Source organism: Rhodobacter xanthinilyticus (genome assembly GCF_001856665.1).
In the GTDB taxonomy this organism is placed as follows: domain Bacteria; phylum Pseudomonadota; class Alphaproteobacteria; order Rhodobacterales; family Rhodobacteraceae; genus Rhodobacter; species Rhodobacter xanthinilyticus.
In genome coordinates this window covers 701,348-724,261 of record NZ_CP017781.1, presented here as the reverse complement: position 1 = coordinate 724,261, position 22,914 = coordinate 701,348, and the positions used below count along the sequence as shown (strand labels likewise).

Annotated in this window: 27 protein-coding genes; 13 read left to right on the top strand and 14 right to left on the bottom strand. The window is 67.5% G+C overall.

Going from position 1 to position 22,914, the window contains the following annotated elements; genetic code table 11:
• Positions 1-39: 39 nt before the first annotated feature.
• Both LPB142_RS03605 and metG read left to right on the top strand, forming a co-directional pair.
• Positions 40-684 (top strand): SDR family NAD(P)-dependent oxidoreductase, encoded by a 645-nt coding sequence (locus LPB142_RS03605; RefSeq protein ID WP_068767203.1) that lies wholly within the window; start codon positions 40-42, stop codon positions 682-684.
• A gap of 84 nt (positions 685-768) precedes the next feature.
• Complete coding sequence (gene metG / locus LPB142_RS03600; protein ID WP_071165539.1) at positions 769-2,490, top strand: methionine--tRNA ligase; 1,722 nt, start codon at positions 769-771, stop codon at positions 2,488-2,490.
• A 137-nt stretch (positions 2,491-2,627) separates the two neighbouring features.
• Here the strand turns inward: metG and LPB142_RS03595 are convergent, their stop codons facing one another.
• From LPB142_RS03595 to LPB142_RS03575, 5 genes are all read right to left on the bottom strand, one after another.
• Positions 2,628-3,113 carry a holin family protein gene (locus tag LPB142_RS03595; RefSeq protein ID WP_068767205.1) on the bottom strand — a complete coding sequence of 162 codons (486 nt, stop codon included), beginning with the start codon at positions 3,111-3,113 and terminating at the stop codon, positions 2,628-2,630.
• Positions 3,104-3,715 carry a holin-associated N-acetylmuramidase gene (locus LPB142_RS03590; protein ID WP_071165538.1) on the bottom strand — a complete coding sequence of 204 codons (612 nt, stop codon included), beginning with the start codon at positions 3,713-3,715 and terminating at the stop codon, positions 3,104-3,106. The genes LPB142_RS03595 and LPB142_RS03590 overlap by 10 nt, the downstream gene beginning before the upstream one ends.
• A 72-nt stretch (positions 3,716-3,787) precedes the next feature.
• On the bottom strand, positions 3,788-4,231 hold the full coding sequence (gene ccmE, locus LPB142_RS03585; protein WP_068767207.1) for a cytochrome c maturation protein CcmE: 444 nt from the start codon (positions 4,229-4,231) through the stop codon (positions 3,788-3,790).
• Positions 4,232-4,299: 68 nt separating this feature from the next.
• Complete coding sequence (argC, locus tag LPB142_RS03580; RefSeq protein ID WP_071165537.1) at positions 4,300-5,328, bottom strand: N-acetyl-gamma-glutamyl-phosphate reductase; 1,029 nt, start codon at positions 5,326-5,328, stop codon at positions 4,300-4,302.
• Between the two features lie 24 nt (positions 5,329-5,352).
• The gene (locus LPB142_RS03575) at positions 5,353-6,165 is read right to left on the bottom strand and encodes a glutamate racemase (RefSeq protein WP_071165536.1); all 813 of its coding nucleotides are present in this window, start codon (positions 6,163-6,165) and stop codon (positions 5,353-5,355) included.
• Between the two features lie 260 nt (positions 6,166-6,425).
• Here LPB142_RS03575 and LPB142_RS03570 point away from each other — a divergent pair, with 260 nt between their 5' ends.
• The 5 genes from LPB142_RS03570 to grxD all read left to right on the top strand — a co-directional run bounded on the left by LPB142_RS03570 (position 6,426) and on the right by grxD (position 11,409).
• Entirely contained in the window at positions 6,426-7,334 is a 909-nt protein-coding gene (locus tag LPB142_RS03570) for a LysR family transcriptional regulator (protein WP_068767210.1), read from the top strand.
• Between the two features lie 341 nt (positions 7,335-7,675).
• Entirely contained in the window at positions 7,676-8,245 is a 570-nt protein-coding gene (locus tag LPB142_RS03565; RefSeq protein WP_071165535.1) for a hypothetical protein, read from the top strand.
• Positions 8,246-8,379: 134 nt separating this feature from the next.
• The gene (purL, locus tag LPB142_RS03560; RefSeq protein ID WP_068767212.1) at positions 8,380-10,542 is read left to right on the top strand and encodes a phosphoribosylformylglycinamidine synthase subunit PurL; all 2,163 of its coding nucleotides are present in this window, start codon (positions 8,380-8,382) and stop codon (positions 10,540-10,542) included.
• Between the two features lie 232 nt (positions 10,543-10,774).
• Complete coding sequence (locus LPB142_RS03555) at positions 10,775-11,014, top strand: BolA/IbaG family iron-sulfur metabolism protein (protein WP_068767213.1); 240 nt, start codon at positions 10,775-10,777, stop codon at positions 11,012-11,014.
• A gap of 35 nt (positions 11,015-11,049) precedes the next feature.
• A complete protein-coding gene (gene grxD, locus LPB142_RS03550; protein WP_068767214.1) occupies positions 11,050-11,409 on the top strand; it encodes a Grx4 family monothiol glutaredoxin in 360 nt (119 codons plus the stop codon).
• Between the two features lie 46 nt (positions 11,410-11,455).
• Here grxD and LPB142_RS03545 read toward each other — a convergent pair whose 3' ends face one another.
• A complete protein-coding gene (locus LPB142_RS03545; protein ID WP_156506906.1) occupies positions 11,456-11,788 on the bottom strand; it encodes a hypothetical protein in 333 nt (110 codons plus the stop codon).
• 131 nt (positions 11,789-11,919) lie between these two features.
• Between LPB142_RS03545 and deoC the strand changes: the two genes are divergently transcribed.
• Both deoC and LPB142_RS03535 read left to right on the top strand, forming a co-directional pair.
• A complete protein-coding gene (deoC, locus tag LPB142_RS03540; protein WP_068767216.1) occupies positions 11,920-12,879 on the top strand; it encodes a deoxyribose-phosphate aldolase in 960 nt (319 codons plus the stop codon).
• Positions 12,880-12,886: 7 nt separating this feature from the next.
• Positions 12,887-14,629 carry an aldehyde dehydrogenase family protein gene (locus LPB142_RS03535; RefSeq protein WP_071165534.1) on the top strand — a complete coding sequence of 581 codons (1,743 nt, stop codon included), beginning with the start codon at positions 12,887-12,889 and terminating at the stop codon, positions 14,627-14,629.
• On the opposite strand, the gene LPB142_RS03530 is transcribed toward LPB142_RS03535, so the two are convergent.
• The 5 genes from LPB142_RS03530 to nth form a co-directional block, all read right to left on the bottom strand.
• On the bottom strand, positions 14,630-15,289 hold the full coding sequence (locus LPB142_RS03530) for a DUF1523 family protein (protein WP_071165533.1): 660 nt from the start codon (positions 15,287-15,289) through the stop codon (positions 14,630-14,632). It abuts the gene before it with no gap.
• 7 nt (positions 15,290-15,296) lie between these two features.
• Complete coding sequence (locus LPB142_RS03525; RefSeq protein ID WP_083392586.1) at positions 15,297-15,572, bottom strand: hypothetical protein; 276 nt, start codon at positions 15,570-15,572, stop codon at positions 15,297-15,299.
• On the bottom strand, positions 15,569-15,868 hold the full coding sequence (locus LPB142_RS03520; protein ID WP_068767219.1) for a hypothetical protein: 300 nt from the start codon (positions 15,866-15,868) through the stop codon (positions 15,569-15,571). The genes LPB142_RS03525 and LPB142_RS03520 overlap by 4 nt, the downstream gene beginning before the upstream one ends.
• A 209-nt stretch (positions 15,869-16,077) precedes the next feature.
• Positions 16,078-17,061: an adenosine kinase gene (locus LPB142_RS03515; protein ID WP_071165532.1), complete on the bottom strand. Its 984-nt coding sequence runs from the start codon at positions 17,059-17,061 to the stop codon at positions 16,078-16,080.
• Positions 17,058-17,702: an endonuclease III gene (gene nth / locus LPB142_RS03510; protein ID WP_071165531.1), complete on the bottom strand. Its 645-nt coding sequence runs from the start codon at positions 17,700-17,702 to the stop codon at positions 17,058-17,060. The genes LPB142_RS03515 and nth overlap by 4 nt, the downstream gene beginning before the upstream one ends.
• 152 nt (positions 17,703-17,854) lie before the next feature.
• Between nth and LPB142_RS03505 the strand changes: the two genes are divergently transcribed.
• The 4 genes from LPB142_RS03505 (at position 17,855) to LPB142_RS03490 (ending at position 21,384) form a co-directional block, all read left to right on the top strand.
• Entirely contained in the window at positions 17,855-18,790 is a 936-nt protein-coding gene (locus tag LPB142_RS03505) for a Hint domain-containing protein (RefSeq protein ID WP_071165530.1), read from the top strand.
• Positions 18,791-18,860: 70 nt separating this feature from the next.
• Positions 18,861-19,730: a methylated-DNA--[protein]-cysteine S-methyltransferase gene (locus tag LPB142_RS03500; RefSeq protein ID WP_071165529.1), complete on the top strand. Its 870-nt coding sequence runs from the start codon at positions 18,861-18,863 to the stop codon at positions 19,728-19,730.
• A gap of 105 nt (positions 19,731-19,835) precedes the next feature.
• Complete coding sequence (locus LPB142_RS03495; RefSeq protein WP_068767224.1) at positions 19,836-20,504, top strand: OmpA family protein; 669 nt, start codon at positions 19,836-19,838, stop codon at positions 20,502-20,504.
• Positions 20,505-20,616: 112 nt separating this feature from the next.
• Positions 20,617-21,384 (top strand): FadR/GntR family transcriptional regulator, encoded by a 768-nt coding sequence (locus LPB142_RS03490; RefSeq protein ID WP_068767225.1) that lies wholly within the window; start codon positions 20,617-20,619, stop codon positions 21,382-21,384.
• Between the two features lie 46 nt (positions 21,385-21,430).
• Here LPB142_RS03490 and LPB142_RS03485 read toward each other — a convergent pair whose 3' ends face one another.
• The 3 genes from LPB142_RS03485 to LPB142_RS03475 all read right to left on the bottom strand — a co-directional run bounded on the left by LPB142_RS03485 (position 21,431) and on the right by LPB142_RS03475 (position 22,882).
• Positions 21,431-21,991, bottom strand: a complete 561-nt coding sequence (locus LPB142_RS03485) for a F0F1 ATP synthase subunit B (RefSeq protein ID WP_068767226.1) — start codon at positions 21,989-21,991, stop codon at positions 21,431-21,433.
• A 1-nt stretch (position 21,992) separates the two neighbouring features.
• Positions 21,993-22,553 (bottom strand): F0F1 ATP synthase subunit B', encoded by a 561-nt coding sequence (locus tag LPB142_RS03480; protein WP_068767227.1) that lies wholly within the window; start codon positions 22,551-22,553, stop codon positions 21,993-21,995.
• 92 nt (positions 22,554-22,645) lie between these two features.
• Positions 22,646-22,882, bottom strand: coding sequence for a F0F1 ATP synthase subunit C (locus LPB142_RS03475; protein WP_009157477.1), 237 nt, complete (start codon positions 22,880-22,882; stop codon positions 22,646-22,648).
• Positions 22,883-22,914 lie beyond the last annotated feature (32 nt).

The following is a 22,914-nucleotide window of genomic DNA, read 5'->3' as shown; positions in this document are numbered from 1 at the left end:
GCGCATCCTGAGAGGGTGCCACAGGCAGGGGAGGACGCCATGACCATTCTGATCACCGGGGCCAACCGCGGCATCGGCGAGGCCCTTTACGCGCATTACCGTGACGCCGGCGCGGCCGTTTTCGGCACCGCGCGCGCCCCGCAGGGCGAACTTTTGCCGCTCGATGTGACCGAGCCCGCCTCGGCCAAGGCGCTGGCGCGGCGGCTCAACGGGCTGCCGATCGGGCTTTTGGTGTGCAACGCCGGGATCTACCCCGACAAGGGCCAGACGCTCGACGAGGGCTATCGCGCCGCGCTCTGGGCGCAGGGCTTTGCCACCAATGTCACCGGCGTCTTCCTGACCATTCAGGCGCTCTTGCCGAACCTGCGCGCCGCGAAGGGCAAGATCGCGATCATCTCCTCGGCGATGGCCTCGGATGCGAACGCCCCGGGCGGCAGCTATATCTACCGCGCCTCGAAGGCGGCGGCGCTGAACCTTGGGCGCAACCTCGCGCGTGATCTGGCGGCCGACGGGATCTCGGTCGGCATCTATCACCCCGGCTGGGTGCAGACCGCGATGGGCGGGCCCGGCGCCGAGATCACCCCCGAACAATCGGCCGCGGGGCTCGCCGCACGGTTTGCCGCGCTCAGCCCGGCCACGAGCGGCTGCTTCGAGGGCTATGACGGCGCGCCCTGCCCGTTCTGAACCCTGCGCCAGAGGCCGCGAAGCCTCTGGCCATGCGGCCGCAAGCGCGCTAAACCCCCGGAAAATAGGATGAAGGACGGGACAATGGCGCGGCATCTGATCACTTCGGCAATCCCCTATATCAACGGCATCAAGCACCTGGGCAACCTCGTCGGCTCGCAGCTCCCCGCCGACCTCTTCGCGCGCTACCTGCGCGGGCGCGGCCATGAGGTGATGTTCATCTGCGCGACCGATGAGCACGGCACCCCCGCCGAGCTCGCCGCCGCCAAGGCCGGCAAGCCCGTCGCCGACTATTGCGCCGAAATGCATGACGTTCAGGCCCGGATCGCGCGCGGCTTCCGGCTCTCCTTCGACCATTTCGGCCGCTCCTCCTCGGCGCAGAACCGGGTGCTGACCCAACATTTCGCCAAGGTGCTCGCCGATCAGGGGCTGATCCGCGAAGTCGTTGAAAAACAGATGTATTCCATCGCGGATGGGCGCTTCCTGCCGGATCGCTACATCGAGGGCACCTGCCCGAACTGCGGCTATGACTCGGCCCGCGGCGACCAATGCGACAATTGCACCAAGCAGCTCGACCCGGTCGATCTGATCAACCCGCGCTCGGTGATCTCGGGCTCGACCGAGCTCGAGATGCGCGACACCAAACACCTGTTCCTGCGCCAATCGGCGATGAAGGAGAAGCTCGCCGCCTGGATCGACAGCAAGGCCGACTGGCCGGTGCTGACCACCTCGATCGCGAAGAAATGGCTCAACGACGGCGACGGGCTGCAAGACCGCGGCATCACCCGCGACCTCGCCTGGGGCGTACCCGCGCAATTCGAGGGCGCGCCCTGGGAGGGCATGGAGGGCAAGGTCTTCTACGTCTGGTTCGATGCGCCGATCGAATATATCGCCGCGACGCAGGAATGGGCCGACAAGACGGGCGGCGACTGGGCGCGCTGGTGGCGCACCGACAAGGGTGCGGACGAGGTGACCTACACCCAGTTCATGGGCAAGGACAACGTGCCCTTCCACACGATCGGCTTCCCCGCGACGATCCTCGGCGTCAATCAGGCCGAGGGCGAGGCCTGGAAGCTCGTCGATTACATCAAGTCGTTCAACTACCTGAACTATGATGGCGGCCAGTTCTCGACCTCGCGCGGGCGCGGCGTTTTCATGGATCAGGCGCTCGAGATCCTGCCCTCGGATTACTGGCGCTGGTGGCTGCTCAGCCATGCGCCGGAAAGCTCGGATGCCGAGTTCACCTGGGAGAATTTCCAGAGCTCGGTGAACAAGGATCTGGCCGATGTGCTGGGCAATTTCGTGAGCCGCATCACCAAATTCACCCGCTCGAAATTCGGCGAAGCGCTGCCCGAGGGCGGCGCCTGGGGTGAGCGGGAGGAGGCTCTCCTGGCCGAACTGACCGCGCGGCTGGCGGATTACGAGCGCTACATGGATGAAAAAGAGGTCCGCAAGGCGGCGGCGGAGCTGCGCGCGATCTGGGTCGCGGGGAATGAATATCTGCAATCGGCCGCGCCCTGGACGGTGTTCAAGACCGACCCGGCCCAGGCGGCCGCGCAGGCCCGCCTCGCCCTCAACCTCGTTCGGATCTACGCGATCCTGTCGGCGCCCTTCATTCCCGACGCGACCGAGATCATGCTGGAGGCGATGCAAACCGAGGATCGCAGCTGGCCCACCGACCTGCGCGCCGCGCTCACCGCCCTCCCCCCGGGCCATGCCTTCACCACGCCCGAGGTGCTCTTCCGCAAGGTCTCCGACGAAGAGCGCGAGGAGTGGCAAACCCGTTTCGCCGGCATCCGCACCTGACTGGGGGCTTTGCCCGCGCCCCTTCGGGGCTCCCCCGGGATCTTTGCACATCGTTGAATGCAGGGCGATATTCCCTTCAACGATGGACAAATATCCCGGGGGTGAGGGCGCAGCCCGAGGGGGCGGCGCCCTCTGCCTCAGCTTGCCGCCTGGCGCGCGCCGAGTTCGATCAGCGCGGCATTCTCCTCAGCCCCGGCGCTTGCGGTAGCCGGGGCGCCCGGAACGGGCTTGGTGCGAAAGTAATGCGCTTCGCGGGCCCCGAAATAGAAGCTCACGATCGCGCCGAGTAGCCACCAGAGCGGCTCGGGCACATAGTTGAGCCCGATCATCCGCTCCGAGAACCCCGCCGGATCGACCATCGCATAGATGAAGAGCGAGAGCGTGCCGAGCGCGAGCATCGGTCGGGGCATCCGGTTCAAGCCATTGACGAAGCGGTCGAAAAACCCGGGGCGGATATGTTGGAACTCGGCGCCATGCTCATCGAGCGCGGCCCGGTAGGCCGCCTGCGAGGCCTCCATCGTCTTCGTCGCATTGGGCACGAAGACCTCGGCCACCGCGGTCGCCGCATTGCCGAGCGCGGTCGTCGCCGCCGCACCGCCAAACACCTTGCTGATCAGCCCCATTTCGCCACCCTCGCCTTGTGCTGCGCCTCGGTCAGATGAAACCGCGGCGCGATGAATTCCTCGGCGCGGGTGATCCAGCCGCCCTTGCCGCCCTTTTTCGTCGTCGCGAATTTGCGGCTCGCGGGGCGGGCGTCGGCGAGGCTGTAGTAGTAGTTGCGCCGCTCGATCCCATAGGCATCGGCGATCAGATCGGGCGCGGCCTCCGCCGCCGCCTGCGCCGCCGCGATCGTCTGCGGCCCGATCACGCCATCCACAGCGACGCTCTGGCCCATCCGGTTCAGCAGCCTTTGCAGGATCTTGATCGCGTTCGCGCCGGCGTTGACATACATGTCGAAGACGCTCGCCTGCAGCGCCTCGGGCAGCGCGCCGATCTTCGGCGCCTCGAAGTAATGGCTCACAAAGATCTGCACCGCCTGCGCGCGGCTCAGCGCGCTGACATCGCGCGCGGTGATCTTGCCGTCATGGTTGAGGTCGAGCCCGAGACGCTGCATCGTGGCCAGCGTCACGCCATATTTCGTGGCCCCGCCCGGGTCGTCGGGGTCGTCGACAAAGCCGCCCTCGCGAGCGACGATCTCCTGCGCGATTTCTCTGACTGATTTCATGATCCAATTCCCCAAGCTCCCCCGGGAAACTGTCTCAAGCGGCGGTTAACGGCCCCGGAACGGGCCGCGCGCTCAGGAGTTCGGGTCCTTGTAGACGCCCTGTTCCTTCAGCGCATCGACGACTTCCTTGGGCATGTAGCTCTCGTCGTGCTTGGCGAGGATCTCCTTGGCGACGAAAGTATCGCCCTCCATCGAGCCGGTGCCGATCATGCCCTGATTCTCGCCGAAGAGATCGGGCAGCACGCCGGTGAAGCGCACCGGCACCGTCGCGCCGCCATCGGTGACCGCGAAGGTCACCGTCTCGCCCGCGCCGCGCTTGATCGAGCCCTTCTCGACCAACCCGCCGAGGCGGAAGACCTCGCCGGGTTTGGGCGGGTTCTCCGAGAGCTGCGAGGGCGCGCGGAAGAAATTGATCCCGTCGCGCATCGCGTAACCGATCATCGCGGTCGAGAGCGCCAGCGCCACCGCCGCCACCGCCAGAACCTGGATCCGACGTTTCTTCTTGAGGCTTTTCATTCGCGTTCCCTCCTCAATGCGGCGCTTATCGCGCCGCCCGTCCCTTGTTTCCCTGACTTAAATCAAGCTCACGGGAAGACCGGCGCGAGCATCAGCCCCGCGGTTTCCGGCAGCCCGAGCATCAGGTTGGCGTTCTGGATCGCCTGCCCCGAGGAGCCCTTGGTCAGGTTGTCGAGCGCCACCATGACGACGGCCCGGCCCGGGATCCGGTCGCCGATGACACCGACATGGACGAAATTGGAGCCTGCGATCGAGCGTGTCGAGGGGAGTGCGCCGAAAGGTAGCACCTCGAGGAAGGTCTCCTCGGCATAGCGCGCCGCCAGCGCCGCATGGATCGCCTCCGGCTCGCCGCGCACATAGGCGTCGACGAGGATGCCGCGGTTGAAGGGCATCAGGTGCGGCGTGAACTGGATCCGCACCGGGCGGCCCGCCAAGAGGCTGAATTCCTGATCGAATTCGCCCAGGTGGCGGTGCTTGCCGCCGGCCGAATAGGGCATCGTGCCGCCCGCGAGCTCGGCGTGGAGCAGGTTTTCCTTCAGCGAGCGCCCGGCGCCCGAAACGCCCGCCTTGAGGTCGATCACGATCTCGTCAAGATCGATCACCCCCGCCTCGATCAGCGGCCGGATCGCATATTGCCCGGCGGCCGCGTTGCAGCCGGTGCCCGCGCAAAGCCGCGCGCCGCGGATCTCGTCGCGGTAGAATTCGGTCAGCCCGTAAACTGCCTCTTTCTGCAGCTCGACCGCCGAATGCGGCTTGCCATACCATTTTTCATATTCCGCCGGGTCGCGCAGCCGGAAATCGGCCGAGAGATCGACGACCTTGAGGTCGCGCGGCAGCTCGGCGATCACCGCCTGGCTCGTCGCATGCGGCAGCGCGCAAAACGCCAGATCGACGGCGGAAAAATCGATCTCCTCGATTTTCACCAGATCGGGCAGGCCGAGATGGCGCAGATGCGGGAACACCTCGCCCATCGACATCCCCGCCTTGCGATCGCCCGAAAGCGCGACGATCTCCATTTCGGGATGGGTGGCGATGATCCGGGCGAGCTCTGCGCCGGTGTAGCCCGAGGCGCCGAGAATGGCGATTTTCTTGGTCATGTCGCGCTCCGTTCTGGGAGGGTTTCAGGCGGCTTCGAACCGGATCGGCCGGCGCAGGAACTGCGTCGCATGGGCCGAGACCGAGGCCGGATCGCCGGTGGTGAGGAATTTCGAGACGGTGCCCGGGCCGACGAATTCAGGCCGGCGGGTGAGGTAATCGGCAAGGCTCTCGGCGACCAGATTGGCCTGGCTATAGACCGTGACATTGGGGCCCAGCGCCTGCTGAAAGGTGTTTTGCATCAAGGGGTAATGCGTGCAGCCGAGGATTGCGGCCTCGGGGTGCGGCATCCGGCGCTTGAGCGCCTCGACATGGCTTTTCACCAGCGCCTCGGCCAGGATCTCATCGCCCGCCTCGATCGCATCGACGACGCCGCCGCAGGGTTGCGCCTCGACATCGACCCCGATCGCGCGGAAGGCAAGCTCGCGCTGGAAGGCGCGCGAGGCCACCGTCGCGGGGGTGGCGAACAGCGCCACATGTTTCACCGCAACCTCGCGCGGCGGCGAGTTGTCGCCCCATTTGCGCTCGGTCAGCGCCTCGATCATCGGCACGAAGACGCCCAGCACGCGCTTGTCTTTCGGGATCCAGCTTTCCTGCATGCGCTTGAGCGCGGCCGCCGAGGCGGTGTTGCACGCGAGGATCACCAGATCACAGCCCTCCGCCCAGAGCCGCTCGACCCCCGCGCAGGTCAGGTTGAAGATATCCTCGGCGTCGCGCACGCCGTAGGGCGCATGGGCGTTGTCGCCGTAATAGACGAAGGCCATCTCGGGCAGCCGCTGCGCGACCGCCGCATAGACCGTCAGCCCGCCCAGCCCGCTATCGAAAATCCCAACCGCCATGCCTGCCTCCCCGAGCCTCGCCGCCGGTCGCATCGCCGGGGCGGATGGCCCCTTCTAAGCCTCTCGCGGTGGGAAATAAACGCCCGAAATGCGTTCTGCCTGCGGTTTGGGCGGTTTGTGAACGCGCCCGGCGCCAAGGGCCGGGAAATGCCGAAATATCTTGGCCTCACAAGGATTTCAGACGAAACATGTTTGTTAATCCACGCTGGGTTAGGATAGAACTCGCGCGCCTGCCGCGTACCAGTATCGAGAGAGCCGCCATGGATTGGGACAAGCTGAGAATTTTTCACGCCGTGGCGGATGCCGGCTCGCTGACGCATGCGGGCGATGCGCTGCACCTGTCGCAATCGGCCGTCAGCCGGCAGATCCGGGCGCTCGAGGAGGCGCTTGGCACGACGCTCTTTCACCGCCATGCGCGCGGGCTGATCCTGACCGAACAGGGCGAACTGCTCTTCGAGGCGACCTCGACGATGGCGAAAAAGCTCGACAGCGCCGCGGCGCGGATCCGCGATTCCGAGGAGGAGGTCTTTGGCGAGCTGCGGGTGACGACGACGGTGGGCTTTGGCACGCTGTGGCTCGCGCCGCGGCTGGTGAAGCTCTACGAGCGCTACCCCGAGCTGAAGATCGACCTGCTGCTCGAGGAGCGTGTGCTCGATCTGCCGATGCGCGAGGCCGATGTCGCGATCCGCATGAAGGAGCCCGCGCAGGCGGATCTGATCCGCAAGCGGCTTCTCAACATCAAGATGCGCCTTTACGCCTCGCCCCAATATCTTGAGCGCGCAGGCCGCCCGCACCGGCTCGAAGATCTCGCCAAACATCGGCTGATCTGCCAGAACCCCGCGACCCCGCAGGTCTCCGCCGGCGCCCAGCTCGTGCAGCAGATCCTCGCGCAGGAGGTGCATTCGACGCTGACGGTGAACAACTATTTCGGCGTCTTGCAGGGCGTGTTGAACCATATCGGCATCGGCGTCCTGCCCGATTATCTCACCGTCGATTTCCCCGCGCTCGAACGCGTCCTGCCAGAGATCGAGTCGATCGAGGTGCCGGTGTTCCTCGCCTATCCCGAAGAGCTGCGCCAATCGCGCCGCGTCACCGCCTTCCGCGATTTCGTGCAGGAGGAAATCTCCGCCTACCGGCGCCAGCAAACCGGCGATCTGATCGGCGATTAACCAGCCATGCCGCAGCCGCATGGCTGATATGCTGCATGCGCAGCACGATTCTCCTTGAACGATTCACAAACCGCCCATAAATGCAGCATCGAAGCCGCTGATCAGAGGAAACTCTCAGCAGCTTCTACCTCCCTGTTGGACTAAGGCCGAGCTTCGTCTCGGCCATTTTTTTTGCCCAAGGCCCGGCGCAGCCCGGCCGGGGCGTTCCATCACGGTTTCTCACCTCTCGCTCACGCAAGCGTTTGCCCCCACGGCGGACCCATTTCCCGCCCGGCACGTTGGTGAGGCATCTGCGCCACCGATGGCGCTTCCCGATCGCAAGATTGCAAAGGAGAGAGACCATGAAACGTTCGACCCTTCTGATGAGCTCGATGATCACCGCCGGCGCCCTTGCCCTGCCCTTCGCCGCGCAGGCCAGTGACGCCGATGGCCAACACGGCCTGATCGATTACAAGATGGGCATCGCCTCGCAGCCGATGGCCGAGGCCCCGCAAAACGCCGGCGTCGTGGCGCCCAACCCCTCGCTCGGCTCGGATGCCGCGCTCTCGCAATACGGCATCGCCGATGTGAAGACCGGCGCCGCCGCCTCGGTCAAGACCTCGGACAACACCGCCGCGCTGCCGGTGAGCGAAGTGCTCGACGATCAGGCGGGCCTTGCCAAGAATGACGCCGATGCCGGCCAGCCCGGCGCGGTGGTGACCGCCGACGGCGGCGCGATCGGCTCGATCGAGCGCATCGTCCCGGGTGAGGCCGCCGATACCGTCTATATCCGCGTCTCGGACAATATCGAGAACCGCAAGGCCTCGGTCTTCAAGATCGACGTGCCGAAGGGCTCGGCGAGCCCCCAAGGCGTGCTGACCCTCGGCTATACGATGTCGGGTCTTCTCGAGATCCTCGACGCGCAGGTCTGAGCCGCGTCCGACCGGCTCGAAAGGGGTGGCGCAAGCCGCCCCTTTTCCTGTGGCGCCCCCTTTCCCAGCAAGGCGGTTTGGCCTAAAGAAAGCCAAACCCGGCACCCGCCGCGCCCGCGCTTTCGGAGGATTCCATGAACGAGCCGCAAATCACCCCAGACCTGATTGCCGCCCACGGCCTGAAGCCCGACGAATATCAGAGCCTGCTCGAGATCATGGGCCGCGAGCCGACCTTCACCGAGCTCGGCATCTTCTCGGCGATGTGGAACGAGCATTGCTCCTACAAGAGCTCGAAGAAATGGCTGCGCACGCTGCATACCACCGGCGATCAGGTGATCTGCGGCCCGGGCGAGAACGCGGGCGTGGTCGATATCGGCGACGGGCAGGCGGTGATCTTCAAGATGGAGAGCCACAACCACCCCTCCTATATCGAGCCCCATCAGGGCGCGGCGACCGGGGTGGGCGGCATCCTGCGCGATGTCTTCACGATGGGCGCGCGGCCGATCGCGGCGATGGACAGCCTCAGCTTCGGCCTGCCCTCGCATCCGAAAACCCCCCATCTCGTCAAGGGCGTGGTCGAGGGCGTGGGCTCCTACGGCAACTGCTTCGGCGTGCCGAACGTCGGCGGCGAAGTGCGCTTCCATGCCGCCTATAACGGCAACTGCCTCGTGAACGCCTTCGCCGCGGGCCTCGCCGATACCGACAAGATCTTCTACTGCGCGGCCTCGGGTGTGGGCATGCCGGTGGTTTATCTCGGCGCAAAGACCGGCCGCGATGGCGTCGGCGGCGCGACCATGGCCTCGGCCGAATTCGACGAGACGATCGAGGAGAAACGCCCGACCGTGCAAGTCGGCGACCCCTTCACCGAGAAATGCCTGATGGAAGCCTGCATGGAGCTGATGCGCACCGATGCGGTGATCTCGATCCAGGACATGGGCGCCGCGGGTCTGACCTGCTCGGCGGTCGAGATGGGCGACAAGGGGGGCCTCGGCATCAAGCTGCAACTCGACGCCGTGCCGCAGCGCGAAGCCAACATGACCGCCTATGAGATGATGCTCTCGGAAAGCCAGGAGCGGATGCTCATGGTGCTCAAGCCCGAGAAAGAGGATGTCGCCCGCGCGATCTTCGAGAAATGGGATCTCGATTTCGCCATCGTCGGCGAGACCATCGCCGAGGACCGCTTCCTGATCCTGCACGGCAATGATGTGAAGGCGGATATCCCGCTTTCGAAACTCTCCTCCGCCGCGCCCGAATATGACCGCCCTTGGGTCGAGACCCCGGCCGCCGCGCCGCTCACCGCGCTGCCCGAGATCGGCCCGATCGAGGCGCTCAAGGCGCTGATCGGCTCGCCGAACTATGCCGCGAAGAACTGGGTCTTCGAGCAATATGACACTCAGGTCATGGCCGATACCGTGCGCCGCCCGGGGATGGGCGCGGGCGTGGTGCGCGTGCATGGCACCGACAAGGCCGTGGCCTTCACCTCGGACGTGACCCCGCGCTACGTCAAGGCCAACCCCTATGAGGGCGGCAAACAGGCCGTCGCCGAGGCCTATCGCAACCTCTCCGCCGTCGGCGCGCTGCCCTTGGCCACCACCGACAACCTGAACTTCGGCAACCCCGAAAAGCCCGAGATCATGGGCCAGTTCGTCGGCGCGATCAAAGGCATCGGCGAGGCCTGCAAGGCGCTCGATTTCCCGATCGTCTCGGGTAACGTCTCGCTCTACAACGAGACCGACGGCTCGGGCATCTTGCCGACGCCGACGATCGGCGCGGTGGGCCTGCTGAAATCGCTCGACGATCTGATCGCCGGGCAGCCGGAGGCGGGCGATATCGCGCTGGTGATCGGCGTGAGCCACGGCCATCTCGGCCAATCGGCGCTGGCCTATGAGGCCTTCGGGATCGAAGCGGGCGATGCGCCGCATGTCGATCTGGCCGATGAGCGCAAGCATGGCGAATTCCTGCGCGCCAATGGCAAGCTCGTGAAAGCCGCGACCGATCTCGCCGATGGCGGGCTTGCCCTCGCGGCCTTCGAGATGGCCGAAGGCGCCGGCATCGGCGTGCAGCTCGACGCCGCCGATATCGGCACGCTCTTTGGCGAGGATCAGGCGCGCTATCTCGTCGCCTGCGACGCGGCCGGCGCCGATGCGCTCGAGGCGGCGGCGCGCGCGGCGGGCGTGCCGCTCGACCGCGTTGGCACCTTTGGCGGCGCCACCGTCGCCTTCGGTGCGGCCTCGGCGCCGCTCAAGGATCTCTCGACGCTCTACCGCAGCGCCTTTGCCGCCGCCGTCGAGGGCTGAGACCGCGGACGGGGGGCTTGCCGCCCCCCGCACCCCCCGCGCGTATTTTCGCCAAGAAGAAATGCAGAGCCCCGCCCTGGTTTCTTCTTGGTCCAAATACGCCCTTTCGCCGCCCGCCAGAGCCGCCGCGCCCGAGCGGCAGAGCGCCGCTCCCCCTTGCCGCCTCCTGCCCCAGAGCCTAGATTGGCCCCAAAGGACGCCAAGACGCCGTCCCGAGGACGAGGAGACGCCCATGCCGATGGAAGCCCATGATATCGAAGCCCTGATCCGCGAGGGGTTTCCCAATGCCAAGATCACCATCACCGATCTTGCCGGAGACGGGAATCACTGGGCGGCCGAGGTGATCGACGCTTCCTTCGCGGGCCTCAACCGCGTGCAACAGCAGCGTGCCGTCTTTGCCGCGCTGAAAGGCGCGATGGACGGGCCGAGCGCGCCGCTCCATGCGCTCGCGCTGACCACCAAGGCGCCGTAAGCGCCTCCCGAAGTTTCAAAGGAAGGACCTCCCCGATGACCGCGATCGACCAGATCAAGCAGGATATCGAAACCAACGACGTGGTGCTCTACATGAAGGGCACCAAGGAAATGCCGCAATGCGGGTTTTCCTCGCGCGTCGCGGGTGTGCTGAATTTCATGGGCGTGACCTACAAGGACGTGAACGTCCTCGCCGATGCCGACATCCGTCAGGGCATCAAGGATTTCTCCGACTGGCCGACGATCCCGCAGCTCTATGTGAAGGGCGAATTCGTCGGCGGCTGCGATATCGTCACCGAGATGACCCTCTCGGGCGAGCTCGACCAGCTCTTCGAGGCGAAGGGCGTGGCGTTCAACAAGGACGCCGCCGATCAGATCCGCGCCGCGAACGCCTGATCATTGCGAGAGTGCCTGAAAGCCCCGCCCCGGCGGGGCTTTTGCGTCAGAGCCGGGCGAAGAACGGATCCTGCTCCCAATAGGCGAGAAAATCCGCCGCGCGGGTGCGCGCAAGGCCGAGAAGCTGCATCGCGTAGAAATCGACACTGACGAGCGCGGCCAGCCGATAGCCGATCTCGGCGCCTTCGCGGGCGGGGCTTTCGGCGCTGAAATTCGCCTCGATCGCGGCGGCCGCGGCCACCAGCGAGAACCCGATCTCGAGCGGCGCCACATCGGGCCAGTGCGCGACCATCTCGCGCACCAGCGCCCGCCAGCCCTCGCCGGGCTCCATCAACCGTTCGATCGCGAAATTGACCCGATCGTCACCATTACCCACCATGCGCTGCCCCAAGGCCTCGTCTCTGCCCTGAGGTGACCGATCCCTTGCGTCAAGGCAATGAAAATCTCGCCCCGTTGCGGCGGCGTGCCGGGCGGGGTAGCCTGCGGGCCAGATGTCCCCGGAGCAGACCCATGGCCCATCCCCCCTCCGACAGCCGCAACCCCGGCATGCCGCTCGACCCGAGCTGGTTTCAGCGCGCCGCGGTGAACACCCCCGCCGTCGAGGCCCGCGCGGCCGAGCTTGGCGCGCGCCGCCCGCTTGTGGGCGCGCATCGGGCGGCCTGGCTCGTCAATGCGATCCGCTGCATGGATCTCACCACGCTTGCGGGCGATGATACCGAGGACCGCGTGGCGCGGCTGTGCGCCAAGGCGCGCGCACCGCTTGCGCCGGAGGTGGCCGAGGGGCTGGGCGTGGCCGGGCTGACGACCGGGGCGGTCTGTGTCTATCCGACGATGGTGGGCGCGGCGGTGCGGGCGCTGGCGGGCTCGGGCGTGCCGGTCGCCTCGGTGGCGACGGGCTTTCCCGCCGGGCTGATGCCGCTCGCGCTGCGCCTCGCCGAGATCCGCTATGCGGTCGAGGAGGGCGCCGCCGAGATCGACATCGTGATCACTCGCGCCCATGTGCTGCGCGCCGATTGGGCCGCGCTTTACGATGAGATCGCGGCGATGCGCGAGGCCTGCGGGGCGGCGCATCTCAAGGCGATTCTCGCGACCGGCGATCTGCAGACGCTGTCGAATGTCTACAAGGCCTCGATGGTGGCGATGCAGGCGGGCGCCGATTTCATCAAGACCTCGACCGGCAAGGAAGCGGTGAACGCGACGCTGCCGGTTTCGCTCACCATGGTGCGGGCGGCGCGCGATTATGGCGCGCGCACGGGCCATGCGGTGGGGTTCAAACCGGCCGGCGGCATGCGCAGCGCGGCCGATGCGATCGCCTGGCAGGTGCTGATGCGCGAGGAGCTGGGCGCGCGCTGGCTCCGCCCCGATCTCTTCCGCCTCGGCGCCTCCTCGATGCTCGCCGATATCGAAGCCGCACTCACCGCTTATGTCACCGGGCGCCCCGTCGCGCCCCAGAGCCTTGCACGCGCCTGAGGGAAAGATGCCGAACGTGACCGAACTTCTCGCCGAGATGGATTATGGCCCCGCCCCCGAAAGCGTCGCGGCCGCCCAAGACTGGATTGCCGCCGCCGGGCGGCTTGGCGGGGCGGGGGCGCCGGTCGCGCTCGTCTCGCCTGCGACCGGCGCGGCCTGGGCCGAAGTGGGCCTCGCCGATGCGGGCGAGATCGCCGCCGCCCTGACCCGCGCGCGCGCGGCGCAGCCCGGCTGGGCGGGGCGCGCCGACGCCGACCGCGCCGAGGCGCTGCGCCGCGCGGCGCTTGCGCTGGGCGCGCAAAGCCGGCTCCTGACCGAGCTCGAAACCCTCGGCACGGGCCGGGCGCTGCGCGAGATCGCGCGGGTGGATCTGCCGGCGGCGGAGGCCGCGCTTCTGGCCGCGGCGCGGCACGCCGAGGCGGGTGCGCCGCTTGCCCCGCGCGGCGCGATTTGCGCCACGCTCGCGCCCGCCGCACCGCTCCTGAGCCTTGTCGAGACGCTGGCCGAGACCTTGGCCGCGGGCGAGACGCTGGTCGCGCTCTGCCCGCCCGAGGCCGCGCCCGCGGCGCTCGCGCTCGCGCAAACGCTTGAAAACGCGGGGCTTCCCGAGGGGGCCCTCACCGTCCTGCCGGTTGCGGCTGCGCCCGTCTGCCCCGCCGATGCGCAGCTCAGCCCCCCTGAGGGCGCGGCGCGCCCGGCGCTGATCGTGCTGGCCGATGCCGATCTCGACGCCGCGGTCGAGGGGGTCGCGCGCGCGGTCTGGTCCGGCCTCGGGCAACTGCCCACCGCCTTTGGCCGGGTTCTGGTCGCCGAAGCCGTCGCCGAGGCGCTGACCGCGCGCCTCGCCCGCCGCCTCGCCACGCTGCGCTTGGGCGACCCGCTCGATGGCACGACCGACCTCGGCCCGCTCCGCTCCGCCGAGGCGCTCGAGGCGCTGCAATCTGCCCTCGAGGCCGCCGTCGCGGCGGGCGCCGCGCTGATCGAGGCCGAGGCCCCCACCCTGCCCGCGGGCGCCTATGCGCGCCCCGCGCTGCTCACCGGCGTTGCCCCCGCAAACCGCGCCTTCGGGCGCCCGCTCCTCGGCCCGGTCGCGACGCTCACCACCTTCCGCACCCCCGACGAGGCGGTCGATCTCGCCAACAACCTCGCCGAGGGCCGCGCCGTCTCGATCTGGAGCGAATCGCTCACCACCGTGCTCGACCTCGCCACCCGGGTCGCCGCGCGGCAGGTGTTCATCAATGAGATCGGCCTTGTCGGCCTCGCCGCCGAGGAGGCCAGCCCCCCCGAGACCGCCGACAAGGCGCTGCGCGCCGCCCTCGCCGCCGCCGAAAAAGCCGCGAGCTGGAGCGCGCTGTCGGGCGCCGAGCGGGCCGCGCGGCTGCGCGGCTTCGGCCCGGCACCGCTCGCCGAGGCGCCAAGCGGCGCGGCCGCGATCCCCGCGAAGGGGCGGATGGAAATTGACCTGCGCGCCCCCTTTGGCGTGGTCGCGCTCGAGGCGGCAAGCCTCGATCAGGCGCTCGCCGCCGTGGCGCTCGGCAATCGGGTGATCTGGGCGAGCGAGGCGCCGGAGGCGCGCGAGGCCGCCGCGCGGCTGCCCGCCGGGGTTCTGACCCTTCTGCCCGCAGGCACGCCGAGCCTCGGCGCGCCGGGGATCGCCGCCTGCCTGCGGCTCGCGCCCGGGCTCGCGGGGGGCGCGCTGGCCCGCGCGCTGACCCGCGCGCGGCGCATCACCCTGCCCTTCGGCGCCTGATCAGCGCCGCCCGAGCATCCAGTCGCGCAGCCGCCCAAGCACCCCCTTGGCGCGGCTGCCCGCGGCATCGGCCGCCTCCTCGACATCGTCCCAGGCCTCCTCGACATCCTCGAGAACCGGGTCGATCGAGCGCTCCTTGAACTGCAGCCACATCGCCCGAATGGTGAGCAAAATCAGCACCATGACGGTCAAAATCACGATATTGACCCAAGGGATGATCCGCACATCTGGCCCCGCGACCGCCTTGATCGAGACCGCATTGGGGAAGATCGACAGGAGCTCATTTCGCCAGCCGTAATGGGTGATCACCGCCCATTTCGGGTTCTCCGGCGAGGATTTCAGATCCTCGGCTTCCGCCAGAAGGCTCGCGGTATCGAATTTGAAATAGGGCGGCCAGTGCCAGCCGGTATCCTCATTGCGATAGACCATCGGCTTGCCGTTGGTGCGGATCGTCGAGATGAACTGCACATCGCGGTTGGTCAGCGTGCCCGACTGGTCATCCGGGGTCGACCAGAAGATGCTCGTCCAATCGCCGAGATCCTGCCGCTCCTGATAGGTGTTCACCACCCGCACGATGTCATGCTGGGGCAGCGTGTAATGCAAAAACCCGCCGATGATCAGCGCAACCAGCGCCCAGAACGTCCATTTCATATAGCGCATCTCACCCTCACGCGTAATTCACGAGATAAATCAAAAGCCCGATCACGACCGCCGGCAGGACAAGCACGCCCCACAGGAGCTTGCGGCGCAGGCTGTGCTCATAGTCCGCCATCCCCGCCTCGATGAAACGGTCGCGCGCAGCCGGCCCCTCGGCTTGCGGCGCCGTGTCCCAGTCCTTCTCGAGCGCCTCCCGGCGCAGCGAGCAGAAATAGATCAGGAGCGCCCAATAAGCCCCCCCCGCCAGCGCCGCCGCAAAAACCGCAAGGCGCAGGAAGCCGATCATCGCCGCGCCGCCACGATCCGCAGAAGCTTCACGAGAAGCGTGCCGACCAGAACCGGCGCCAGCGCGATGACATAAAGCGCCGCGAAAACCGCGCGCGGGGCGTGGCCGCCCTCGCAGGCGCCCGGCCCGAAGAAGTCGAGCGCAAAGCCGAGCCCGCAGTTCACCGCCGCACCGTAAAACGCCGGCACCAGCGCCCCGACCGGCACCAAAGCGATCGCCTTGGCCCATTGGAACCGCGACAGCCACACCGCCATGGCAAGCGCGATCACCCCGAAAAAGATCATGAACTGGCTCATCTGGCGTCTCCGTTACCCTTGCCTCGATCTGGGCTGCGCAGGGGGCAATGTCCAGCCCCCACGGCGTCGCGCCTGTGAAATCCCGTGCAGGGGGCGCTGCCCCCGGCTACGCCTCCCCCGGGATATTTATGCATCATTGAAACAAGCCCCCTGCCCTTCAATGATGCCCAAATATCCCGGGGGTCCGGGGGCCGCGCCCCCGGGGCCTGTCACAGCCCCTGCGCGCGGAAGAGGGCGCCGATATCGGTCTCGGGTCGGGCGCCGAAATGGCTGATCACCTCGGCCGCGGCGATGCAGCCCATCCGGCCTGCGACCTCGAGCGGGCGCCCCGTGGCACAGCCATAGAGGAAGCCCGCGGCGAATTGATCGCCCGCGCCGGTGGTGTCGACCGGGGTCACGCGATGCACCGGCACCTCGACGCGCTCGGCGCCGCGGATCAGCACGACATCGGTGCCGCCACGAGTGCAGACCACGAGGTCGCACTCCGCCGCCGCTTGTGCCAGCGCGCTGTCCAGATCGGTCTGGTAGAGCGATTCCCACTCACGTTCATTGCCGATCACATAATTCATCTCGTCGCGCAGGAGCCGGCGGAAGCTGTCGCGGTGGCGGTCCACGCAGAACGGATCGGAGAGCGAGATGCCCGCCTGACCGCCGGTGCGGCGCACCGCCTGGGCGGCCTTCAGGAACGCCGCCTTGCCGTGATCCTTGTCGAAGAGATAGCCCTCGAGGAACAGAAACTCGCAGCTCTCCACCACCTCGAGCGGCACATCCTCGGTCGAGACCTCGGCCGAGATGCCGAGATAGGTGTTCATCGAGCGCTCGCCGTCGGGGGTGACGAAGATCATCGAGCGCGAGGTCGGCAGATCGGCCGCGGCGACCGGCTTGTTGGGGAAATCCGTCCCCTCGCCCGCCAGAGCCGCATCATAGAACCGCCCGAGCACATCATCGCGCACCCGCCCGATATAGGCCGTGCGCAGGCCGAGATTGCCGATCCCCGCGATCGTGTTGCCGACCGAACCGCCCGCGGCCTGGGTGCGCTCGCCCATCGCGGCGTAAAGCTCCTCGGCGCGCTCGCGCTCGATGAGCTGCATGATCCCCTTCTCGATCCCCATCCGGGCGAGAAACGCGTCATCACATTGGGCGATCACATCGACGATGGCATTGCCGATGCCCACGACTTGATAGGTCTTCACGCGGTTTTCTCCTCGAATTGGCAGATATCACGGATCAGGCAGTCCGCGCAGCGCGGCTTGCGCGCGGTGCAGATATACCGCCCGTGCAGGATAAGCCAGTGGTGGGCGTGGCCCTGGTATTGCACCGGCACATTGTCCTCGATGGCGCGCTCGACCGCCTCGACGTCGCGGCCCGGGCAGAGGCCGGTGCGGTTGCCGATCCGGAAGATATGGGTGTCGACGGCCTGGGCGGGGTAATGAAACCAGATGTTGAGCACGACATTGGCGGTCTTGCGGCCGACGCCGGGCAGGCTCATCAGCGCCGCGCGCGAGGACGGCACCTCGCCGCCGAAGCGCTCGACGAGGATCTCGCTCAGCCGGATCACGTTCTTGGCCTTCTGGCGGAACAGGCCGATCGTCTTGATCTGCTCGGTCAGCCCATCGAGCCCGAGATCGAGCATCTTCTGCGGCGTGTCGGCGATCGCGAAGAGCCCGCGCGTGGCCTTGTTCACCCCCGCATCGGTCGCCTGCGCCGAGAGCGCGACCGCGACCAGAAGCGTGAAGGCGTTGGTATGGTCGAGCTCGCCCTTCGGCTCGGGCTCGGCGGCGGCAAACCGCGCGAAGACCTCGCTCATCCTTGCGTAATCGAGTTGTTTCATCATGGCCAAGCTATGCCCGCCCCCCGCGCGCCGGGCAAGAGCGCCGCGCCGATCTGCGGAATTTTGCACAAATTGCAGACAATCTTTCGGCGATCTTAACCCGTTGTTTCCCGAGTCGCGGCAAAACTGCCTCAGAAGCAAGGGCGGAGGCTTTGATGACACTCGGCTACCCGGTAGATGCGCTGGAGCAGGACCGCGAGGCGGGGCTGTGGCAGCTCGATGACCATTTCGACCACGAGATCGAAATGCTCGACCTTGTGCATGACAGCGGCGGTAGCCGGCTCGTCGATGTGACGGGCTGTGTCCGCGTCGCGGGGGTGCTGACGGCGGATATCCCGGTGCTGCTCGAACGCGCGGGCGGCGGCACGATCCGCCTCGACCGGATCGAGATCGATGGCCGGCTGGTGATGTTCCTGCCCAGCGAATACCTCACCCCGGGCGAGCTCTATCGCGAGGCCGCGCCGCTGGGCACCGGCGCGCGCCCGGCGAGCCCCGAGGAGATCGCGCTGATGCCCGCCTTCGGCGCCGGCACGATGATCGCCACCGATGACGGCCCGCAACCGATCGACTGGCTGCGCCCGGGCGACCGGGTGCTGACCCGCGACAACGGCTACCGCCCGCTTTTGTGGCTCGGCACCCACAACATGCCCCGCCGCGCGCCCGAGGCGACGCGCCCGCGCGCCGTCGCCGCCGAGGCCTTTGGCCCGCTGCAGCCCGAGCGCGATCTGCTGCTGAGCCCGCAAACCGGGATCTTGCTCGCGGGCGCCGATCTCGAGCTGTGGTTCGGGGAGAGCGAAATGTTTGCCGCCGCCGAGCATCTCGCGCCGCAGGCCGCGCCGGCGGAGGGCCATCGGACGCTCTACACGCTCCTCTTCGACACGCCCGAGGTGGTGCTCGCCGAGGGGCTCTGGGTGGCCTCCGTCCATGCCGATGCGAGTTTCGCGCAATTCCTGCCCGATCGGGTGCGCGCGGCGCTGATGGCGCGGCTCAAGACGGGCCACAAACTCGCCGCCCGCGCCACGCTCGCGGATTGGGAGGTCGCGATGTTCCGCCATGAGCGCACCGCCCGCAGCCAGCGCCTCGCCGCCTGAGGATTGCGCAGCTTTCGGGTCGCCGCCCGCGCGCGCGGGCGCTACTCTCCCCTGAAACCGGAGAGATGCGATGACAGAGGCCGAACAGAGCTACCATTACGCCGTGATCGCCCGGGCGATTGCCGAGATCGACGCGGCGCAGGCCGAGGGCCGCGCGCTCTCGCTCGAGGAGCTCGCCGCGCGGCTCGCGATGAGCCCGGCGCATTTTCAGCGCCTGTTCAGCGCCTGGGCCGGGGTTTCGCCGAAACGCTATCAGCAATATCTGACGCTCTCGCTCGCGCGGGAGTTGCTCGCGCGCAGCACGCCGGTAAGCGACACCGCCGCCCGGCTCGGCCTCTCGGGCAGCGCGCGGCTCCATGACCTGCTCCTGCGCTGGGAGGCGATGACGCCGGGCGAATTTGCCGCCGGGGCGGCGGGGCTCACCCTGCGCTGGGGCCGCTTCGCCTCGCCCTTCGGCGAGGCGCTGGCCGTGGCCACCCCGCGCGGGCTTTGCGGGCTCGCTTTCACCGCCGAAACCGGCTTCGAACCCGCCTTCGCTGATCTCACCGCGCGCTGGCCCAACGCCCGCCTCGTCGAAGACCCGGACTCGATCCGCCTCTGGGTCGAGGCCGCCCTTGGCGCGCGCGGCGAGGCGCCGATGGTGCTGATCGGCGCGCCCTTCCAGATCAAGGTCTGGGAGGCGCTGCTTGCGATTCCCTCGGGCGAGGTCACCACCTATTCCGCGCTCGCGGCGCGGATCGGCGCGCCCCGCGCCACCCGCGCAGTCGGCACCGCGGTCGGGCGCAACCCGCTCGCGCTCCTGATCCCCTGCCACCGCGCCTTGCGCAAATCGGGCGCGCTTGGCGGCTATCACTGGGGGCTCGGGGTCAAACGCGCGCTGCTGGCGCGCGAGGCCGCCCGCGCCGAGGCCGGCGCTCACGCCGCTCTCCCCGAGAAGTGATGCGCAATTTTCTGCCACCCGCATCGAATGGATAGAACAACCGCCGCGCGATCGGATAATGTAGCCCCGACGCCCCGGGGGTGGGGCCAATGTCATGAGGCAAAAATGTTCAAATCCAAAACCCTGATGCTCAGCGCCGCCGGTCTGATCGCGCTTGGCGCCTGCACGACCGGCACCATGAACACGGGCTATTCGAACACCGATCCGAACGCGAATCGCAACTCCGGCGCGATCACCGGCGCGCTGATCGGCGGCGTTTTCGGCGCCACCCGCAAGGGCGACGACAAGCTCGCCAAGGCCGCGGCCGGCGCCGTCGTCGGCGGGCTGATCGGCGGCGCGATCGGCTCTTCGCTCGACAAACAGGCGCAGGAGCTCCGTCGCGATCTCGATTCGAACGGCGTTTCGGTCGTGAACACCGGCGACCGCCTCGTCGTGACCATGCCGCAAGACGTGCTCTTCGCGACCGACAGCGCCGCGGTGCGCCCCGATCTGCAGCGCGATCTCTACACCCTCGCGGGCAGCCTCAACCGCTACCCCGACACCACCGTCGAGGTCGTCGGCCATACCGACAACACCGGCGACGCGGCCTATAACCAGCGCCTGTCGCAATCGCGCGCGACTTCGGTCTCCGAGATCCTGATCGGTGCGGGCGTGCCGCGCGGGCGCGTCGTGGCCTATGGCCGCGGTGAGGATCAGCCGATCGCGACCAACCTCACCCCGGAGGGGCGTGCGCAGAACCGGCGCGTGGAATTCATCATCCGCCCGAACACCTGACGCAACGCAGCCGCGGTTCAGACCGGCCGGGCCCGCGCCTGGCCGGTTTTTTCGTGGAATCGCGTTGGCAAAGCCCGCGACCGGTCATATTTCTGAACCGGAGGGGGACATTATGCCATTTCAGAAGATCGAATCGGAAAAGCTCGCCGCCGCCGTCGTTCGTCAGATCGAGGGGCTGATCTTGCAGGGCATCTTGCGCCCGGGCGAGCGCCTGCCCTCGGAGCGCGAGCTCTCCGAGCGGCTCGACGTCTCGCGTCCGAGCCTGCGCGAAGCGGTGGCCGAGCTGCAGGAGGCGGGGCTTTTGACCACCCGCGCGGGCTCGGGGATCTTCGTCGCCGATGTGCTCGGCTCGGCCTTTTCGCCCGCGCTGATCCGGCTCTTCGCCCATAATGACGACGCAGTTTTCGACTATCTCTCGTTTCGCCGCGATATCGAGGGGCTCGCCGCCGAACGCGCCGCGCGGCTCGGCTCGGACACCGATCTCGAGGTGATCGACACGCTTTTCCGGCGCATGGAGGCCGCGCATTCCAAGCGAAACCCCTCCGACGAGGCCGAGCTCGACGCGCAGTTCCACATGGCGATCGTCGAGGCGAGCCATAATGTCATCATGCTGCACATGATGCGCGCGATGTTCGATCTGTTGCAGGAGGGCGTGTTCTACAACCGCCAGGTGATGTTCCGCAATCGGCCGACGCGCGACGCGCTCCTCGAGCAGCACCGCGCCATCAATGCCGCGATCCAGACCCGCGACGGGGCGGCCGCGCGCGCGGCGGTCTCGGCGCATATGGATTTCGTCGAGCAGGCGCTCGGCGATCAGCGCAAGGCCGAGCGGCACGAGGCGCTGGCGCGGCTTCGGCTCCGCCACCAGAGCGACAAATGAAAAAACCCGGCCGAAAGGCCGGGTTTTCTCGATCTCGGGGTGCAGCTCAGTGCAGCCGGGTCTCGACTTCGGCAATCGCCGCGTCGATCAGCCCGGCCTGTTCGGCGGCGCCCATCTGCTTGGCAAGCACTTCACCCGCCGCAGCCACGGCCACCTGAACGGCGCGATCCTTGACCTCTTTCAGAGCCGAGGCCTCGGCCGAAGCGATCTGATCTTCCGCCGCCTTCAGACGCCGCGCGATCGAGTCGCGCAGATCGGCCTTGGCCTGCTCGGCCGCCGCCATCGCATCACGCTTCGCCGCCACGACGATCTCGTCGGCCTGCGCCTGCACGTCGCGCGCCTTGCGCTCGTAGCTGGCGAGGATCGACTGAGCCTCTTCGCGCAGTTCCCGGGCTTCTTCGAGGTCCGATTTGATCCCGGCAGCGCGTTTGTCGAGCTGCGCGCCGATCATGCCCGGCACCTTGAATTTGAAGAGCAGCCCGATGAACACCAGGAAGGCGATCAGGATGACGAAATACGGGTTGCGCAGCGACAGGAACGGGCCTTCGCTCGCAGCCAGAGCGGGCTGAGCGGCGAGAATGAGGAGGAATGCGAGTTTCTTCATCATCTTACCCTTTCAGCCGCGCACCGATGGCCGAAGCCAGCGCATCCGCATCGGCCTTGCCGCCCAGCACCGAGACGATCTCGGCGGCGGTGTCCTTGGCCACGGTTTCAACCGCAGCAAGAGCGCCCGCACGGATCTCGCCGATCCGGGCTTCCGACTCGGCGGCGCGCGCCGAGATTTCGGCATCGGCCTTGACCGTCGCCGCATCGAGCTCTTTCTGGATCTCGGCGCGGGTTTCAGCCACGATTTTCTGAGCCTGGGCGCGGGCATCGGCGAGGGCCTTTTCATAGGCGGCCTCGGCGTCCTTCGCCTTCAGCTTGTAGTCTTCGGCGGCGGCAATATCACCGGCGATGGTGCCCTGACGGTCCGCCAGCACGCCGGCAATGCGCGGCAGGGCGATACGCGAAAGCACCCAGTAGATCACGACCAGCGTCACCACGAGCCAGAAGATCTGGTTCGGGAAGGTCGAGAAATCGAGCTGCGGCATCCCGGCGGATTCAGCCGCGTGGCCAGCAGCCTCCGCAGCCCCGTGCGCCAGTTCGGCCGCTTCTTGTTCAGTTGCCATGTCGTCCCCCTCGGACCCTAAGTTCACGGACCCTTTGAGTTACCGGGTGGGCCCTGAGGAGCCCACCCGACCGCAAGGATTGCGAAAAGGGATCAGACGGCGAACATCAGCAGAAGCGCGACGAGGAACGAGAAGATCCCCAGAGCTTCGGCGAACGCGATGCCGATGAACAGCGTGGCGGTCTGGCCAGCGGCGGCCGACGGGTTGCGCAGCGCGCCCGACAGGAAGTTGCCGGCAACGTTGCCCACACCGACCGCAGCCCCGCCCATGCCCATGCAGGCCAGGCCAGCGCCGATGTAAGCACCCATTTGAACGATATCGCCTTCCATGTTCGTCACTCCTTGAGGTTGGAATTGGCTGA

Excerpts from the sequence above, each read along its gene's own strand:
- LPB142_RS03575 (WP_071165536.1), bottom strand. The coding sequence starts at position 6,165 with ATGGCGGTTGGGATTTTCGATAGCGGGCTGGGCGGGCTGACGGTCTAT.
- LPB142_RS03500 (WP_071165529.1), top strand. The coding sequence starts at position 18,861 with ATGACAGAGGCCGAACAGAGCTACCATTACGCCGTGATCGCCCGGGCG.
- LPB142_RS03555 (WP_068767213.1), top strand. The coding sequence starts at position 10,775 with ATGCCGATGGAAGCCCATGATATCGAAGCCCTGATCCGCGAGGGGTTT.
- deoC (WP_068767216.1), top strand. The coding sequence starts at position 11,920 with ATGGCCCATCCCCCCTCCGACAGCCGCAACCCCGGCATGCCGCTCGAC.
- argC (WP_071165537.1), bottom strand. The coding sequence starts at position 5,328 with ATGACCAAGAAAATCGCCATTCTCGGCGCCTCGGGCTACACCGGCGCA.
- LPB142_RS03525 (WP_083392586.1), bottom strand. The coding sequence starts at position 15,572 with ATGATCGGCTTCCTGCGCCTTGCGGTTTTTGCGGCGGCGCTGGCGGGG.
- LPB142_RS03485 (WP_068767226.1), bottom strand. The coding sequence starts at position 21,991 with ATGATGAAGAAACTCGCATTCCTCCTCATTCTCGCCGCTCAGCCCGCT.
- LPB142_RS03545 (WP_156506906.1), bottom strand. The coding sequence starts at position 11,788 with ATGGTGGGTAATGGTGACGATCGGGTCAATTTCGCGATCGAACGGTTG.
- LPB142_RS03590 (WP_071165538.1), bottom strand. The coding sequence starts at position 3,715 with ATGAAATCAGTCAGAGAAATCGCGCAGGAGATCGTCGCTCGCGAGGGC.
- LPB142_RS03570 (WP_068767210.1), top strand. The coding sequence starts at position 6,426 with ATGGATTGGGACAAGCTGAGAATTTTTCACGCCGTGGCGGATGCCGGC.
- LPB142_RS03490 (WP_068767225.1), top strand. The coding sequence starts at position 20,617 with ATGCCATTTCAGAAGATCGAATCGGAAAAGCTCGCCGCCGCCGTCGTT.
- LPB142_RS03595 (WP_068767205.1), bottom strand. The coding sequence starts at position 3,113 with ATGGGGCTGATCAGCAAGGTGTTTGGCGGTGCGGCGGCGACGACCGCG.
- ccmE (WP_068767207.1), bottom strand. The coding sequence starts at position 4,231 with ATGAAAAGCCTCAAGAAGAAACGTCGGATCCAGGTTCTGGCGGTGGCG.
- LPB142_RS03535 (WP_071165534.1), top strand. The coding sequence starts at position 12,887 with ATGCCGAACGTGACCGAACTTCTCGCCGAGATGGATTATGGCCCCGCC.
- LPB142_RS03520 (WP_068767219.1), bottom strand. The coding sequence starts at position 15,868 with ATGAGCCAGTTCATGATCTTTTTCGGGGTGATCGCGCTTGCCATGGCG.
- LPB142_RS03530 (WP_071165533.1), bottom strand. The coding sequence starts at position 15,289 with ATGCGCTATATGAAATGGACGTTCTGGGCGCTGGTTGCGCTGATCATC.
- metG (WP_071165539.1), top strand. The coding sequence starts at position 769 with ATGGCGCGGCATCTGATCACTTCGGCAATCCCCTATATCAACGGCATC.
- LPB142_RS03480 (WP_068767227.1), bottom strand. The coding sequence starts at position 22,553 with ATGGCAACTGAACAAGAAGCGGCCGAACTGGCGCACGGGGCTGCGGAG.
- LPB142_RS03475 (WP_009157477.1), bottom strand. The coding sequence starts at position 22,882 with ATGGAAGGCGATATCGTTCAAATGGGTGCTTACATCGGCGCTGGCCTG.
- LPB142_RS03495 (WP_068767224.1), top strand. The coding sequence starts at position 19,836 with ATGTTCAAATCCAAAACCCTGATGCTCAGCGCCGCCGGTCTGATCGCG.
- grxD (WP_068767214.1), top strand. The coding sequence starts at position 11,050 with ATGACCGCGATCGACCAGATCAAGCAGGATATCGAAACCAACGACGTG.
- LPB142_RS03565 (WP_071165535.1), top strand. The coding sequence starts at position 7,676 with ATGAAACGTTCGACCCTTCTGATGAGCTCGATGATCACCGCCGGCGCC.
- purL (WP_068767212.1), top strand. The coding sequence starts at position 8,380 with ATGAACGAGCCGCAAATCACCCCAGACCTGATTGCCGCCCACGGCCTG.
- nth (WP_071165531.1), bottom strand. The coding sequence starts at position 17,702 with ATGATGAAACAACTCGATTACGCAAGGATGAGCGAGGTCTTCGCGCGG.
- LPB142_RS03605 (WP_068767203.1), top strand. The coding sequence starts at position 40 with ATGACCATTCTGATCACCGGGGCCAACCGCGGCATCGGCGAGGCCCTT.
- LPB142_RS03505 (WP_071165530.1), top strand. The coding sequence starts at position 17,855 with ATGACACTCGGCTACCCGGTAGATGCGCTGGAGCAGGACCGCGAGGCG.